The 14,750-nt window shown below is 73.0% G+C and carries 13 protein-coding genes; 9 read left to right on the top strand and 4 right to left on the bottom strand.

The annotated features are described in order from the left end of the window. The 5 genes from LW587_RS22355 to LW587_RS22375 form a co-directional block, all read left to right on the top strand. On the top strand, positions 1 to 540 hold a 540-nt coding region (locus LW587_RS22355; protein WP_232631788.1), incomplete at its 5' end, for a DNA-binding protein. Positions 541 to 545: 5 nt separating this feature from the next. After that, positions 546 to 2,051, top strand: a complete 1,506-nt coding sequence (locus tag LW587_RS22360) for a M48 family metalloprotease (protein WP_232631789.1) — start codon at positions 546 to 548, stop codon at positions 2,049 to 2,051. A 205-nt stretch (positions 2,052 to 2,256) separates the two neighbouring features. Further along, entirely contained in the window at positions 2,257 to 3,144 is an 888-nt protein-coding gene (locus LW587_RS22365) for a glycosyltransferase family 2 protein (RefSeq protein ID WP_232631790.1), read from the top strand. Then, positions 3,141 to 4,073 carry a glycosyltransferase family 2 protein gene (locus tag LW587_RS22370; RefSeq protein WP_232631791.1) on the top strand — a complete coding sequence of 311 codons (933 nt, stop codon included), beginning with the start codon at positions 3,141 to 3,143 and terminating at the stop codon, positions 4,071 to 4,073. Before LW587_RS22365 ends, LW587_RS22370 begins: the two co-directional genes overlap by 4 nt. Positions 4,074 to 4,214: 141 nt before the next feature. After that, positions 4,215 to 5,951, top strand: coding sequence for a sensor histidine kinase (locus LW587_RS22375; RefSeq protein ID WP_232631792.1), 1,737 nt, complete (start codon positions 4,215 to 4,217; stop codon positions 5,949 to 5,951). 219 nt (positions 5,952 to 6,170) lie between these two features. Here the strand turns inward: LW587_RS22375 and LW587_RS22380 are convergent, their stop codons facing one another. Next, on the bottom strand, positions 6,171 to 7,070 hold the full coding sequence (locus tag LW587_RS22380) for a hypothetical protein (protein ID WP_232631793.1): 900 nt from the start codon (positions 7,068 to 7,070) through the stop codon (positions 6,171 to 6,173). A 250-nt stretch (positions 7,071 to 7,320) separates the two neighbouring features. Between LW587_RS22380 and LW587_RS22385 the strand changes: the two genes are divergently transcribed. The 4 genes from LW587_RS22385 to LW587_RS22400 all read left to right on the top strand — a co-directional run bounded on the left by LW587_RS22385 (position 7,321) and on the right by LW587_RS22400 (position 10,966). Further along, on the top strand, positions 7,321 to 7,920 hold the full coding sequence (locus tag LW587_RS22385) for a superoxide dismutase (protein ID WP_232631794.1): 600 nt from the start codon (positions 7,321 to 7,323) through the stop codon (positions 7,918 to 7,920). 386 nt (positions 7,921 to 8,306) lie between these two features. Further along, positions 8,307 to 9,836, top strand: a complete 1,530-nt coding sequence (gene murJ, locus LW587_RS22390; protein ID WP_232631795.1) for a murein biosynthesis integral membrane protein MurJ — start codon at positions 8,307 to 8,309, stop codon at positions 9,834 to 9,836. A 32-nt stretch (positions 9,837 to 9,868) separates the two neighbouring features. Continuing rightward, positions 9,869 to 10,543 carry a haloacid dehalogenase type II gene (locus tag LW587_RS22395; RefSeq protein WP_232631796.1) on the top strand — a complete coding sequence of 225 codons (675 nt, stop codon included), beginning with the start codon at positions 9,869 to 9,871 and terminating at the stop codon, positions 10,541 to 10,543. Between the two features lie 81 nt (positions 10,544 to 10,624). Then, entirely contained in the window at positions 10,625 to 10,966 is a 342-nt protein-coding gene (locus tag LW587_RS22400; RefSeq protein ID WP_232631797.1) for a hypothetical protein, read from the top strand. Between the two features lie 114 nt (positions 10,967 to 11,080). On the opposite strand, the gene LW587_RS22405 is transcribed toward LW587_RS22400, so the two are convergent. From LW587_RS22405 to LW587_RS22415, 3 genes are all read right to left on the bottom strand, one after another. Further along, complete coding sequence (locus tag LW587_RS22405) at positions 11,081 to 12,850, bottom strand: carbamoyltransferase family protein (protein WP_232631798.1); 1,770 nt, start codon at positions 12,848 to 12,850, stop codon at positions 11,081 to 11,083. A 137-nt stretch (positions 12,851 to 12,987) separates the two neighbouring features. Then, positions 12,988 to 14,184 (bottom strand): Na+/H+ antiporter NhaA, encoded by a 1,197-nt coding sequence (gene nhaA, locus LW587_RS22410; RefSeq protein WP_232631799.1) that lies wholly within the window; start codon positions 14,182 to 14,184, stop codon positions 12,988 to 12,990. A gap of 52 nt (positions 14,185 to 14,236) precedes the next feature. Continuing rightward, positions 14,237 to 14,750: TlpA family protein disulfide reductase (locus LW587_RS22415; protein ID WP_232631800.1), on the bottom strand; the 514-nt coding region annotated here is incomplete at its 5' end.

A 14,750-nucleotide genomic window follows, 5' to 3' on the forward strand; every position in this document is an offset into this window, starting at 1 on the left:
GTCCTTCGGGAGCGCGGCGGCGAGGACCGCTGGGGCCGCCGCCGCGTCGATGCCCTCGCCGAGGCCGAGGGCGTGCAGCCCGAAGACCTCGCCGGCGCGCTGGTCGCGGCGGGGCTCGCCTATGCCGATCCGGGCGAGGCCGACGCCCTGTGCCGCCCCGCCCTGCGGGCCTTGGAAGCAGGCCCACGCGCGGCGGGTCTGGGCCTGTGGGCCGCGCCTGCCCTCGATGCCCGCGACCCCGTCGCCCTGATGGCCCGGATCGGGCGCTTCGCGGTCGTCGAGGGGCGCATCCGGCATGTCGGCGAGCGCGCGGCGCGCACCTATCTCGACTTCGCCCCGCGCGGCGAAACGGGCCTCACCGTAACCGTGCAGAAACGCACTTGGCGGACGCTGGCCGAACATGGTTTGTCTGCGGCCACGCTGAAGGGACGCCTCGTGCGGGTCCGCGGCACGGTCGAGGCGGGACGGAGCCCGCTCATCGATCTGGTGGGCCGGGACGCGATCGAGGTCGTGGAGGGGGAGCGGGCGCCGCGGCGCTGAACGGCATGACGGGGGATCGGCACAACCCATCTTCGCGACAGGGCGCCTCGCGGCGCCGTGCGGGACGGCGCGCGGGCGTCCTGGCCTCCGCCGGGCTCGTGGCCCTGCTCTCGGCCTGCGCCGGCGACCATACCGGCAGCGTGCTGACGCCCGCGGTCATCAAGGTCCCGGAGCAGGCGCCCAAGACCACCGGCCGCGCCCGCACGGGCGACGATGCCGACCACGCCAAGCTCGTCGCCTCCTTCGGCGGCGAGTACCGCGCGCCCGCGGCGCATCGACTGTTGACGGAGGTGACCGAGCGGCTGGTCCGCGCCAGCGAGCGGCCGGACGAGGCCTATGTGGTCACCCTGCTCGATTCGCCCGTCGTCAACGCCTTCGCCCTGCCGAGCGGCCGTCTTTACGTGACCCGCGGCCTGCTGGCGCTCGCCTCCGACACCTCCGAGGTGGCGGCGGTGCTCGCCCACGAGATCGCCCACGTGACGCTGCGGCACGCCACCGCCCGCACCGAGATGGCCCTGCGCTCGCAACTCGTGAGCCGGGTCGTGGCCGACGTGCTCAACGATCCGGTCACCGGGGCCCAGCTGGAAAACCAGTCCAAGTTCACCCTCGCCCGCTTCTCCCGCGAGCAGGAGCTCGAGGCCGACACGAGCGGCGTGCGGGTGCTGGCCCAGGCCGGCTACGATCCGTTCGGCGCGAGCCGCTTCCTGGAAGCCCTCGCCCGCACCATGGCGCTCAAGACCGGCACCGGCAGCCCGGGCGAGCCGGACATGCTCGCCTCCCACCCGGCCACCACCGAGCGCATCGCCCTGGTGACCCGGGCGGCCCGGCGCATCGGCGCGCCCGGCCTCGGCGTGGACGAGCGCGCCCGCTACCTCGCGGCGATCGACGGGCTCGCCTACGGCGACAATCCCGGCGAGGGCATGGTCCGCGCCCGCCGCTTCCTGCATCCGGGCCTGCGCATCGCCTTCGAGGTGCCGGACGGCTTCGCCATCGAGAACACCCGCAACGCTGTCCTCGGCACCACCCCCGACGGCCGGAGCCGCCTGCTGTTCGATCAGGTCGAGGCCAGCGGCGACCGCGGTCTGGAGGACGTGCTGCGCGCCACCTGGAACGACGCGATCGAGGGTTCTTCCGTCGAGAACCGCATCATCGGCGGGCGCTCGGCCGTGACCGCGCTCTCCCGCGGCAAGGACTGGACCTTCCGCCTCGCGGCGATCCGTATGGGCGAGACGACCTACCGGATGATCATGGCGGCCAAGGGCACGACCGATCCGGAGCCCGCCTTCCGCCGCTGGGTCGAGAGCCTGCGCCCGATCGAGCCCGAGGAGGCCGCGAGCCTCAAGCCGGCCCATCTCCAGATCGTGACCGCCGCGCCCGGCGACACCGTCGAGAGCCTCGCCCGCAACATGGCGGTGCCCGACCGGGCCGCGGATCGCTTCCTCGTCCTCAACGGCCTGGAGCGCGGCGCCAGTCCGAGGCCGGCGCGGAGCTACAAGCTCGTGGTGGAGTAGGCGCGATCGGCACGGGCGTGGCGGGCTCGCACGGAGCGATCGGAAACCGAGCGATCGGACAGGGACGCCCGCTTGCATGGGGGCGAACAGTTGCCTGCGGGAGAAGACTTGCCTGCAGGAGAAGACTTGCCTGCGGGAGAAGACTTGCCGTAGGCCGGCGCCTCACCGCCCCGGGGCCCCCGTGACGCCCATCGACCCTTCGCCCGTGAACGAGACCGCCGTGGCGGTCGTGCTCTTCCGTCCCTCGACCGTGCAGGTCGCCCGGATCGTCGAGCGCTTTTGCGGAGTCCTGCCGGTCTTCGTCTTCGACAATGGCGGCATCCCTCCCGAGGCGCGGGCCCGGCTCGATGCCGCGGACGGGCTGATCTGCCTCGGGCCGGGGCGCAATCTCGGCATCGCCGCCGCGCTCAACGCCCTCGCCGCTTCGGCCGAAGCCGCTGGCCACGGGCGCCTGTTCCTGCTCGATCAGGATGCCGATACCGGCCCCGACACGGCGCACGCCCTCGGCCTCGCCCTGGATCGTCTCGTCGGCCGGGGGCCGCCGCCCGCCGCGATCGGCCCGGCGCCGGCCCCGAAGCTCGGCCACAAGGCGCCGCGCTATCCCCTGCGCCCCGGCATCGCCCTGCGCGGCGCGCTGATGCCGGTGGAGTTTCTGGCGACCTCCGGCTCGCTGGTCGATCTCGCGGCCCTGCGCCATGTCGGCCCCTTCCGCGAGGATTACTTCATCGACGCCGTCGATCTCGAATGGTGCTTCCGGGCCTGGGCGCGGGGCTTCAGCTGCTGGATGGACCCCGCCACCGCGATTCCCCACAGCGTCGGACGCGGCACGATCCGGTCCCGCTTCCTGCCCCTGGCGATGCCCGAGCAGCCGCCGTTCCGCATGGCGGTCTACCTGCGCAACACCGCCTTCGGCTGGCGCCTGCGCCACGTGCCGCTGCGCTGGAAGCTGCGGCAGATGGCCTATCTGCCGATCCAGATCGGCCTCTACTGGGCCCATCACGGCTTCCGTCCGGGCCTGCTCGCCCGGCTGCTGAGGGCCTTCGCGGCCGGCCTTCGCGGCCGGCTCGGGCGGCCCGAGGATGCCCCGCCGTGAGCGCGTCCCTCGACGTCGTGATCGTCAACTGGAACGCGGGCGACCAGCTCGCCGCCTGTCTGGCGAGCCTCGCCGCCTGTGACGACGCGGCGGCGCTCCGCGTCGTCGTCGTCGACAACGCCTCCACCGATGGCTCCGCCGAGGGCCTGGAACGGCCGGACCTCGCCGTCACCGTTTTGCGCAATGCCGACAATCTCGGCTTCGCCCGCGCCTGCAACCAGGGCGCGGCCCTGGGCAGAGCGGACGCGATCCTGTTCCTCAATCCGGATACCGAAGTGAGCCGCACCGGCCTCGGGGCGGCCCGCGCCGTGCTGGAGGCCGACCCCCGCACCGGTATCGTCGGCGCCCGGCTGGTCGACGCGAGCGGCGCCACCCAGCGGACCTGCGCCCGCACGCCGACCGGTCGGAGCCTCCTCGCCCATACCCTGTTCCTCGACCGGGTGCTGCCGGGCCGGGTCGCTTCGCATTTCCGGCTCGATTGGGACCACGCCGAGACGCGGCCCGTCGACGCGGTGATGGGGGCCTTCCTGATGATCCGCCGCCCGCTCTTCGCGCGGCTCGGCGGCTTCGACGAGCGCTTCTTCGTCTACTGGGAGGATGCCGATCTCTGCACCCGGGCGGGCCAGGCGGGCTTCGCCGTGTGCCACGCCGCACAGGCCGTCATCCGCCATCGCGGCCAGGGCACCACGGAGGCGGTGAAGGACCGGCGCCTGTTCTACTTCCTGCGCGCCCAGGCGCTCTATGCGGGCAAGCATCACGGCCGCGCCGCCCTCATGGGCGTGCTCGCCGCCGCCTTCGCGGTGAACCTGCCGGTGCGCCTCCTCCGGGCCCTCGCCCGGGGCGGCCCGGGCGAGGCCGGCGCGGTGATCCGGGCCGGGCGGATGCTCGCTGCCGCCGTGCCGGCCCTGTTGACCCGCCGCCCGAGATAGGGCTTGCCTCGGGCGCGGGCCTTGTCGGCGGTCGCGGTCTCGGCCATGCTGCGGCCCTCCGGACGGCTCCGCTTGCGATCCGCGGCGGACCAGCCGTCGCCCGCCTGCCGCACCGGCGCGGGCCGTTGCACGGGGAAGGGATTGCTCGACAGGGCGGACCAGGGTTCTCGATCGCCGGACGTTTCGCCCGGCCTGTACCGCGCGGCCTTCGATGCCGCGCCGGTCGGCCTGGCCGTGCTCGCGCCCGACGGCCGCACGATCCGGGCCGCCAATCCCTGCCTGTGCCGCTGGCTCGGCTACGAGCCCGGCGCCCTCGACGGGCGCCCGGCCGCCGAGGTTCTGGAACGGGAGGCGCGCGGCGTCGAGGCCGGCATCCGCCGCTGGCTGCGGGCGGATGGCAGCGTGATCGACCTGCGCCTCACCCTCGCTCAGGAGGCGGGCGCCGAGCGGGTCGCCGTGGTCGAGCTCGTGGATGCCGACGACCTGGTGCGGGCCGAGCAGAACCGCGACGCGCTCACCGCGGCGGGCCTCGGCGAGTGGCGCTGGGACCTGACCACCGGCCAGATGGCCTTCTCGCGCCGGGCCGCGCAGATCCTCGGCTACGCCCCGGGCCGCTCCGTCACCTGGGCGGCGATGCGCGACCGGATCGATCCGGCCGATTCCGAGCGCATCCGCGCCAACGTGTCCGATGCCATCGCCCACCGGCACGCTTACGAGTTCCAGACCCGGTTCCGCCGGGCGACCGACGATGCCGAGATCTGGATCGGCGCCCGCGGTCAGACGCTCCTGTCGGAGGACGGCACGCCCACCGGCGTCGTCGGGGTGGTGCAGGACATCACCACCCGGGTCGAGGCCCGGGTCGCCCTGGCCGAGCGCGAGGAGCGCCTGCGGGTCGCCACCACGGTGGCCAATCTCGGCATCTTCGAGTGGCACGTCCTCGACGACCGGGCGACCTGGGAGAACGAGCGGATGTTTGCCCTGTTCGGCCGGCGGCCGGAAGAGGGCAGCATCGGCAAGTCGACCTTCCTCAAGGAGATCCTGCATCCCGAGGACCGGCCGGCCTTCCGGCAGGCGATCGCGCGGGCGCTGCGCGAGGACGCGATCCTCCACGCCACCGCCCGCATCCGCCGCCACGACGACGGCACGTGGCGCACCATCGACATGGCCGGCAAGTTCGAGCGGGACGGGGCGGGCGGGCTGCCGCGGCGCCTGATCGGCGTCGTCGCCGACGTGACCGACCGTCACCTGTCCGAGGAGCGGCGCAGCCTGCTCATCCGCGAGCTGCACCACCGGGTGAAGAACACGCTCGCCACCGTCCAGGCCATCGTCGGCTCCACGGCGCGCACGGCCACCAGCATCGACAGCTTCCACGAGGCCTTCGTCGGCCGCATCAAGTCCCTCGCCCACACCCATAGCGTGCTCACCGAGGCGACGTGGCAGACCGCGAGCCTGCGCGACCTGCTGGCCTCCGAGCTGATGCCCTACGCCGAGAGCGAGACCGAGACCGCGCCCGACCGGCGCATCGTCCTCGACGGGCCGCCGGTCGACCTGCCCTCCGACATCGCGGTGCCGATCGGCATGGCGATCCACGAACTCACCACCAACGCCGCCAAATACGGTGCCCTCTCCACGGGGCGCGGACGGGTCGCGATCACCTGGGGCCTCGAGGCGGGCGCGCTCCATCTCGACTGGCAGGAGAGCGGCGGACCCGTGGTCGCCCCGCCGACCCGCCAGGGCTTCGGTTCGCGCCTGCTGCAGCGGGTGCTGACCACCCAGGTCCAGGCGCGGATCACGACGGAATACCCGCCCGAGGGGTTTCACCTGACGCTCGCCGCGCCGCTTCCGGCCCGCAACCCGGCGCTGAACCCGCTGGCCTGACGGCCGCGCCCGACCCGGGGCCGCCCGCATCCGGTCTGCGCTCGGGGGCCCGGGCGCGACCGCGCCATCACGCCCCCTGCCCATTCATGGATCGAATCCGTCCGGCCACCCGGCCGTGGCGGCCGGACGGTCTCGGGCCGTGCGCCGTGGCCCGATCGGGCGCAGGCCCGACCCAAGGCGCAGCCTGCTCGGCAAGCCTCCGGGACCGGCGCGGTCCGGTCAGGCGGCGCCCCGCGCTTCCTCGCCGCCCGCGTTGACGAAGCTCTTGAGCTCGTCGAGCGACTCGAAGGTGAAGCGGCCCCGCGGCGTATCGGCCTCGATCGAGCCGTCGGAGAACATCACGTAGGTGTTGGCGCCCGAGGCGTAGCTGCCGACCGCGTGGCGCTCCGGCGGCTTCGGCGCTTCGGGCGTCGGCGCGGCGGCTTCGGGGGCCTCCGGGGTCAGGGTCGGCTCGGCCTCCGGGGTAGGCGCTGGCGCGTCGAGGGATGGACGCAGGCCGATCGCCTCGGCGGCGGGCTCCGCTGGGAGCGCGGCCGGGACGGGCGCCGCCGGGGCGGGGGGGGCGACGAACAGCGTGTCGTCCTCCACGGCGCGCGGCGTGGGCTCCGGCAGAAGGTCCGGCAGGAGCGGCTCGACCTCGCGTCGGCTCTCGCGCGGGGATTCGGAGAGGACGGGCTCGGAGGGCATGAAGTCGGGGCGGACAGACTCGGGGAACATCGGCTCCTCGAAGACCGGTTCGGTGCCACGTCCGCCGGCGCGGGCGGCGCCGAGGCCGCCAAGGCTTCCGAGCCCGAGGCCCGCGAGTCCCGCCGCCCCGGCCAGGGCCGGGTCCGCCGGGGGGGCGACCGCGATGGGCGCGACTGGCGCCGGGGCCGACCGGGATTCCGCGACGACGTCGCGGGCGTCCATTCGCAGGCGGGCCAGGGCGCCCTGGAGCCGCCGGAGGCGATCGACCACCGCGGTCAGGCCGAGCAGGATCACCCCGGCCGAGGCCGCGGTCGATCCCCCGATCACCATGGCGAGGCCGCTCTCCAGGCGGACATAGGGGAAGCCCTGCACGACGGCGGCCACGCCGCCGAGGATCATGATGAGACTGAGCGCGAGCAGCGCGACGACCATGGTACTCTCGACTGATTGTCGCGGATGAGGAGCCGACGATAAACCCCGGGCCGCGCATTGCAAAATTCCGTGGGGAGCCTGCGCGTGGAAATCCGGCGTTTCCGCGGCTGTGCCGAGAGACTCTCGGGCGTTGCCGAGCCCGGGGATGCGACTTACCTACCCGCCGGTCGCCTCGCCGGCCGCGCGCCGAAACCCCCTCCGCGCCCGACTTCCCGATGCCCGCGAGGCCCTGAGCCCTCAGGAGATGCCCATGACCTTCACCTTGCCCGAGCTGCCCTACGCCTATGACGCGCTGGGCCCGTATATGTCGAAGGAAACCCTCGAGTTTCACCACGACAAGCACCACAAGGCTTATGTCGACACCGGCAACAAGCTGCTCGAGGGCACCGACCTCGTCGGCAAGAGCGTCGAAGAGATCGTCAAGGCGAGCTACAACACCAATCAGGCGCTGTTCAACAACGCCGGCCAGCACTTCAACCACCTCCACTTCTGGAACTGGATGAAGCCCAATGGCGGCGGCACGCCTCCGGGCGCGCTGGCCCAGAAGATCGACGAGGATCTCGGCGGCTACGAGAAGTTCAAGACCGACTTCATCCAGGCCGGCGTCGGCCAGTTCGGCTCGGGCTGGGCATGGCTCGCGGTCAAGGACGGCAAGCTCGCCATCCTGAAGACCCCCAACGGCGAGAACCCGCTGGTCCACGGCGCCACCCCGATCCTCGGCGTCGACGTATGGGAGCACTCCTACTACATCGACTACCGCAACCGCCGGCCCGACTACCTCAAGGCGTTCCTCGAGAACCTCGTGAACTGGGAATACGTCGAGAAGCTGTACGGCGAGGCGAAGGCCTGATCGGCCTCACCTGACGAGGCGCGCCGCCCTGCCCTTCGCCGGGCGGCGCCACGTCGGGATGCGACCGGTGCTCCAACGGTTCGTGCGGGCGGCGGTGTGGGCCGCCGCCACGCTCATCCCGACCGATGCCGGCGCGGCGGCCGTTCGGATCGAGGCCGCCTCTCCGTGCGATCCGAGCAGACGGGGCGTGCCCGCGCCTCCGGCCCCCGCGCCGTTCGAAGTCTTCCAGAACAGCATCGACGGCGCCCGACAGGGCCCGCGGCGGCGCATCTCCCGAGGGGCGTGGCCGAGCGGTCCTTGTCGCCGTCTTCCGGAGCGGTCTACTGCGCGACGACGGCGGCACGGCCGGGTGCCGCGTCCCTCGCACGGGATCAGATCCGAAAAAAATGATCCGCTCGATCCTCTCCGTCGGCGGCTGGACGCTGGTCTCGCGGGTCACGGGCTTTGCCCGCGACGTGGTCACCGCCGCCGTCATGGGCGCCGGGCCGATGGCCGATGCCTTCGTGGTCGCCTTCCGCCTGCCGAACCACTTCCGCGCGATCTTCGGCGAGGGCGCCTTCAACACCGCCTTCGTGCCGGCCTATGCGCGGCTTGAGGAGGCCGGCGAAGCGGGCGCCGCGAAACGCTTCGCCGACCGGGTCTTCACCCTGATGCTGCTCGTGCAGGTGGCGCTGCTGGCGCTGGCCTTGCCGGCGATGCCCTGGGTGGTGCGGGCGCTGGCACCCGGCTTCTCCGAGGATGCCGACCGGTTCGCGCTCGCCGTGAGCCTGACCCGGATCACCTTCCCCTATCTGCTGTTCATGACGCTGGTGACCCTGTTCTCCGGCATCCTGAACGCGCATCGCCGCTTCGCCGCCGCGGCCGGGGCGCCGGTGCTCCTCAACCTCGCGATGCTGGCTGCGCTGGCGCTGGCCTTCCTGTTCCCGAATGCGGCCCATGCCGCCGCCTGGGGCGTCTCGGTCTCGGGCGTGCTGCAATTCGCCCTGGTGTGGTGGGATGCGCGCCGCGGAGCCTACGCGCCGCGTCTGGTGCGCCCCTCCCTGCGCGATCCTGACATGCGCCGCTTCTTCACGGTGCTGGGGCCGGCGGTGATCGGCTCGGCGGGGTTTCAGATCGCCTCGTTCGCCGACACCATCATCGCGAGCTTCCTGCCGGTCGGCGCGGTCTCAGCGCTCTACTACGCCGACCGGCTCTACCAGCTGCCCTTTGGCGTCATCGCCATCGCAGCGGGCACCGTGCTCCTGCCCGAGATGAGCCGTCGCCTCGCGGCAGGCGACGTCGCCGGGGCGCACGCGGCCCAGAACCGGGCGGCGGGGTTCTCGCTCGCGCTGTCGATGCCCTTCGCGATCGCCTTCCTGACCGTGCCGGGGCTCATCATGGCGGGCCTGTTCCAGCGCGGCGCCTTCACGGCGGAGGATGCCGCGCGGTCGGCCGCGGTGCTCGCGGCCTACGGGCTGGCGCTTCCCGCGGTGGTGCTGGTGCGCTCGGCGGTGGCGAGCTTCTATGCCCGGCAGGACACCAAGACGCCGCTCTACGCCTCGCTCACCGGCATCGCGGTCAACGTGGCGCTCAAGCTCGTGCTCACCGGCCCCTACGGCGTCGCCGGCCTCGCCCTCGCCACCGCCATCGGGGCCTGGATCAATCTCGGCCTGCTCTACGCGCTCGCCCTCCGCCGGGGCTGGACCGCGCCCGGGCGCGGTCTCCTCGTCACCGTGGCGGCGGTGGCGGTGGCGAGCCTCCTGCTCGCCGGGCTCGCCGTCTACGGCCTGCCCTTCGCCGAGCGGATCGTGCCCGCCCTCCCCCATTTCCGCGACATCGCGGTGCTGGCGCTGCTCGGGCTCGCCGGGGCGCTCGCCTATGCCGGCGCGCTCCTGTCCGTGATGCGCCTGTTCGGCGTGCGCTTGCGCCGCAGGTAGCCGGCGCGGGCGTCCGCTCCAGCTGCCTCCGCATGGCTCGTCCCGATCTCCTCGCAGGCAGGACCCACGCGGTCTTCGACGCCTATGGCACCCTGTTCGACGTGCATTCGGCGGTGGCGCGCCACGCCGCCGCGATCGGCCCGGACGCGGTGGCGCTGTCGGAGCTGTGGCGGGTCAAGCAGCTCGAATACAGCTGGGTCCTCGGCCTGATGGGCCGCTACGAACCGTTCTGGACCCTGACCGAGCGGGCGCTCGATGTCGCCCTGGCCAAGCATCCCGCGATCGACAAGGCCCTGCGGAAACCGCTGCTCGAGGCCTATCGCGACCTCGACGCCTATGCGGAGGTCGCCGGCGTTCTGGAGCGCCTGCGCGCGGCGGGCCTCACAACCGCCCTGTTCTCCAACGGCAACCCGGCGATGCTGGAGCGGGCGGTCGCCGCGTCCGGGCTCGGCGCGCGGCTCGACGCGGTGCTCTCGGTCGAGCCCGCCCGCATCTTCAAGACCGCGCCCGCCGCCTACCAGCTCGTGCTCGACCGGCTCGGGGCGGCGCGCGAAGGGGTGCTGTTCTTCTCCTCGAACCGCTGGGACATCGCGGGGGCCGCCGCCTTCGGCCTCGACGGGGTCTGGGTCAATCGCAGGGAGGCGCCCGACGAATATCCGGACCTGCCGCCCCGCGCCGTCGTGGCGAGCCTCGACGCGGTGATCTGAACGCGGGCCGGCAGGCGCGTTCGCCAATCCTTAAGCCCGCGCGGGTTAGCGTGACGGTACGTCCCGTGGAGGTTTCAATCCGTGCCTGCTCCGTTCGTCTCTTTCGCCCGGAAGGGCGTCTGCGCGGCACTCCTCGCCGCGACCCTCGTCTCCGCCGGGCCGGCCTCGGCCCGTGACGGCCGCAACGGCGCGCTGATCGGCGGCGCCGCCGCCGGCATCGTCGGCGGTCTCGCCCTCGGCGCGCTGCTCAACAACGCCCCGCCCCCGCCTCCGCGCCCGGCGCCCCGCCCGGTCTATGTCGAGGAGGGCCCGGTCTACGTCGCCCCGCCGCCGCGCCGCGGCCCGATCTGCCACTACGAGCGGCGCAAGGTGTGGCTCAACGAGATCGAGTTCACCTACAAGAGCATCGAGGTCTGCGAGTAGTTTCTTCGGGTTCGCCTCGACCGTTCGGACGGTTCCGGCCGCCGAGCGGCTCCCCCTCATCCCGAGGCCCGCGTTGCCGTGCGCCTCGGGATGGGAAGGGAGTGCAGCGACACATCAGGCCGGCGGCGCTTTCGTCAGAATCCAGTCCTCGACCACGACGGCGTCGAGGCCGGTGGTGGTGAACATCAGGATCGCGTCCTCCGCCGTGTGGAGGATCGGCTTACCCATCACGTTGAAGCTGGTGTTGAGCAGGATCGGCACGCCGGACAGGTCCGCGAAGGCCGCGATCAAGGCCGCGTAGCGCGGGTTGCGCTCCCGCGTGACGCTCTGGAGCCGGCCGGTGCCGTCGGCGTGGACGACGGCCGGCACCCGATCCCGCACCGCCGCGCGCCAGACCAGCGTGCGCTCCATGTAGGGGCTATCCGCATAATCCTCGAACCAGTCCGGCCCGGCCTCGGCCAGGATCGAGGGCGCGAAGGGGCGGAAGGCCTCGCGGTACTTCACCTTGGCGTTGAGCGCGTCCTTGGCGTGGGCCGGCCGCGGATCGGCCAGGATCGAGCGGTTGCCGAGCGCGCGGGGCCCGAACTCCGCTCGCCCCTGCACCCAGCCGACGAGCCCGCCTTCGGCGAGGATGGTGGCGGCCGCCCGCGTCACGCCCTCGTAGCCGAGGCATCGGGCCCGGGGCTCCCAGGCGGCCATCCGCGCCAGGGGCTCGGTCGAGACGATCGAGCCGAGATAGGGCGTGAGCGGGCGCGCCTCCGCCTTCGGGCCTGTCCAGTCGGGTCTGTCCTCGGCCAGCGCCAGCCAGGCGGCGCCGATGGCGTTGCCGTCATCGGCGGGCGCCGAGGGGACGTGGAGCCGCCGGAAGCCCGAGCGGGCGAGGACGCGGCCGTTATAGGACGAGTTGAGCCCGCAGCCGCCCGCGATCACGAGGTTTTCGCCGGGCGCCAGCGCCCAGGCCTCGGCCACGAGCCCGTCCATCAACTCCGAAAAAATGTCCTGGCCGCAGCGGGCGAGGTCGGCCCAGCCCTGCTCGCCCAGATCCGTCGGCCGCCGCGCCAGCACCGCGGCGGCGACCGTCTGCACGGTCGCGCTGTCGGCGAAGCGGAGCCGCCCGTCCTCGAGGGAATAGAGGCGCCGCAGCAGGTCCATCAGAACCGGATCGCTGCGGCCATAGGGGGCGAGCCCCATGATCTTCCATTCCTCGCCCTTGATCTGGTCGAAGCCGGCGAGATCCGTGACGAGCCCGTAGAGGAAGCCGACCGAGCCGCGCCCGCGGTGGCGGCGCACCTCCTCGATGCGCCCGTCCCGCAGCCGGAAGATCGCCGCGGACCCGGTCTCGCCCATGCCGTCGACGACGAGGGCGGTCGCCTCCGAAAACGGGCTGCCCCAGAGCGCGTAGGCCGCGTGGGCGAGGTGGTGGGTGTAGCGGCGCTGCCCGGCGATGGTCGCGCGGGGCCGCCCGCCGAAGCCGCGCGTTTCGTTGTCGAGCGCCAAGATCGTGCCGTTCCCCGCCCGCGCCTGCATGGCGTGGAGGTCGGCGATGAAGATCCGCTCGGCCCGCTCGGGCACGAAGGAGCGGTTGAGGGTCGAGGGATGGGCGGCGAGCGCCGGAAGGTCGAAGGCCCCGGACGCCGCCTGACCCTTCAGGAAATCCGCGAACTGCCCGCCCCAGGAGGAGGCGATGACGAGTTCGGCGCCCGCCGGCACGTGCTCCTGGAGGAGGCCGCCCATGCGGGTGCCGGGATCGGGCTCGCAATTCGGCGCCCGCTTGTATTGCAGGAAGCGCTCGGCGGCCTCGGCGAACAACACGGCACCGTCCGGCCCGACCAGGGCCAGGGCCGGATCGTGGAAGGTGGTTGCGAGGCCGAGATAGTACCGCATGGCAACCGGGCTACACTTCGCACGCACCGGTCGCAACGCATGCGGACATCCGTGTGACAGGTCCGAACCTTGCGAGATCCCTCACCGTCCGCCCAGCCCGGAGGGTATTCCGGGCCAGGCTTCAGACGTTCTGGCGCTCAGGCGTTCTGGTCCCTCCCCCGGGCCCGCATCAGCACCACCGCGCCGACGATTCCCGACAGGAGCGAGCCGCCCAGCACGCCGAGCTTGGTCTCGGTCCCGTGCAGGCCGTCGGTGAAGGCCAGCCCGCCGATGAAGAGGCTCATGGTGAAGCCGATGCCACACAGCAGCGCCACGCCGTAGACCTGCCCCCAGCTCGCCCCCGCCGGCCGGGCCGCGATCCCGGCGGCGACCGCGAGGCGCACGGCGGCGAAGATGCCGGCCTGCTTGCCGAGAAACAGGCCAAGCGCGACGCCCAGCGTCACGGGGTCGAGGAGCGCGCCGAGCGGCAGTCCGACCAGGGTGACGCCCGCATTGGCGAAGCCGAAGAGCGGCACGATCCCGAAGGCGACCCAGGGGCTCAGGCCGTGTTCCAGCCGGTGCAGGGGCGAGGTCGTGTCCTCCGGCCGGCCCGGGCTCGGGTGGATCGGCACGAACAGGGCGAGCAGCACTCCCGCCACGGTGGCATGGATCCCGGAGCGCAGGACGAGGAACCACAGGACGAGGCCGAGGCCGAGATAGGGCGTGAGCGCCCGCACGCCGAAGCGGTTGAGGGCGAAGAGCAGCCCGAGCACGCCGAGGGCGCCGGCGAGCATCCCGGCATCGAGGCGGCTCGTGTAGAACAGGGCGATGACGACCACCGCGCCGAGGTCGTCGACGATGGCCACCGCCGACAGGAAGATCTTGAGCGAGACCGGGACGCGCGACCCCAGCAGGGCGAGCACGCCCAGCGCGAAGGCGATGTCGGTCGCCGCCGGGATCGCCCAGCCCCGGGCCGTGCCGGAGCCGAGATTGAAGGCGAGGTAGACGAGGGCGGGCGCCACCATGCCGGCGCCGGCGGCGAGCCCCGGCAGCACCCGGTCGGGCCAGCGGCGCAACTGCCCGTCGAGTGCCTCGCGCTTGATCTCGAGGCCCACCAGCAGGAAGAACACGACCATCAGGCCGTCGTTGATCCAGTGCAGCAGGCTCAAGGGCCCGAGAGGGACGTGAAGGGCGTGGTGGTAGGCCTCCGCCCAGGGCGAGTTGGCTACCGCGAGCGCGCCGGCGGCCGCCGCCATCAGCACGACGCCGCCCGCGGCCTCGTTCGCCAGGGCGGTCCGGATCGCCGAGAGAGGGCGCGGGCGGGAGCGGACGGGCTTGTGCGGGGGCGCGGTCATGGCGCGTCCTCGCCGGCCTTCGACCGCCCCGGCGCCCCGCCCGCCACCCGAATCAGGCGCCCGTCCCGAGCGCGGCCCGGATCAGCCGCTGGCCATCCTGGCTCGACCACTCGGCCGGGCCCTTCATGACGCCGAGCAGGCAGCCCCGCGCGTCGATCAGCGCCGTGGTCGGCAGGCCGGTCGAGCCCAGGGCCGATTGCAGCGTCGGCAGCACCTTGCCCTCCGGATCGCCGTAAGAGACGAGATGCCGGATGTCGGCGTTCTTGAGCCAGGCCGCGGGCTTGTCGAGGTTGCGCGTCTCGACATTGATCGCCACCACCCGGAAACCGTCGCCGCCGAGGTCGCGCTCGAGCCGGTCGAGGGCCGGCATCTCGGCCTTGCAGGGGGCGCACCACGTCGCCCACAGGTTCACGAGCAGCAGTTTTCCGCGCAGCGCCTCGAGATCGGTCGGGGCGCCGTCCGGTCCCCGGAAGGCGAGCGCCGGGGCCGGGCGCGGGGTCTTGGCCGCTTCGAAGGCCGCCACGTCGCCGCGGGCGAGGGGCGCGATCCGCGCGGCGGCGGGCGCC

The organism is Methylobacterium sp. Leaf118 (assembly GCF_920984675.1).
Lineage (GTDB): Bacteria > Pseudomonadota > Alphaproteobacteria > Rhizobiales > Beijerinckiaceae > Methylobacterium.

Bases quoted from the DNA above. Each gene is read 5' to 3' on its own strand.
- LW587_RS22360 (WP_232631789.1), top strand. From the start codon at position 546: ATGACGGGGGATCGGCACAACCCATCTTCGCGACAGGGCGCCTCGCGG.
- LW587_RS22380 (WP_232631793.1), bottom strand. From the start codon at position 7,070: ATGGTCGTCGCGCTGCTCGCGCTCAGTCTCATCATGATCCTCGGCGGC.
- LW587_RS22385 (WP_232631794.1), top strand. From the start codon at position 7,321: ATGACCTTCACCTTGCCCGAGCTGCCCTACGCCTATGACGCGCTGGGC.
- murJ (WP_232631795.1), top strand. From the start codon at position 8,307: ATGATCCGCTCGATCCTCTCCGTCGGCGGCTGGACGCTGGTCTCGCGG.
- LW587_RS22395 (WP_232631796.1), top strand. From the start codon at position 9,869: ATGGCTCGTCCCGATCTCCTCGCAGGCAGGACCCACGCGGTCTTCGAC.
- LW587_RS22405 (WP_232631798.1), bottom strand. From the start codon at position 12,850: ATGCGGTACTATCTCGGCCTCGCAACCACCTTCCACGATCCGGCCCTG.
- nhaA (WP_232631799.1), bottom strand. From the start codon at position 14,184: ATGACCGCGCCCCCGCACAAGCCCGTCCGCTCCCGCCCGCGCCCTCTC.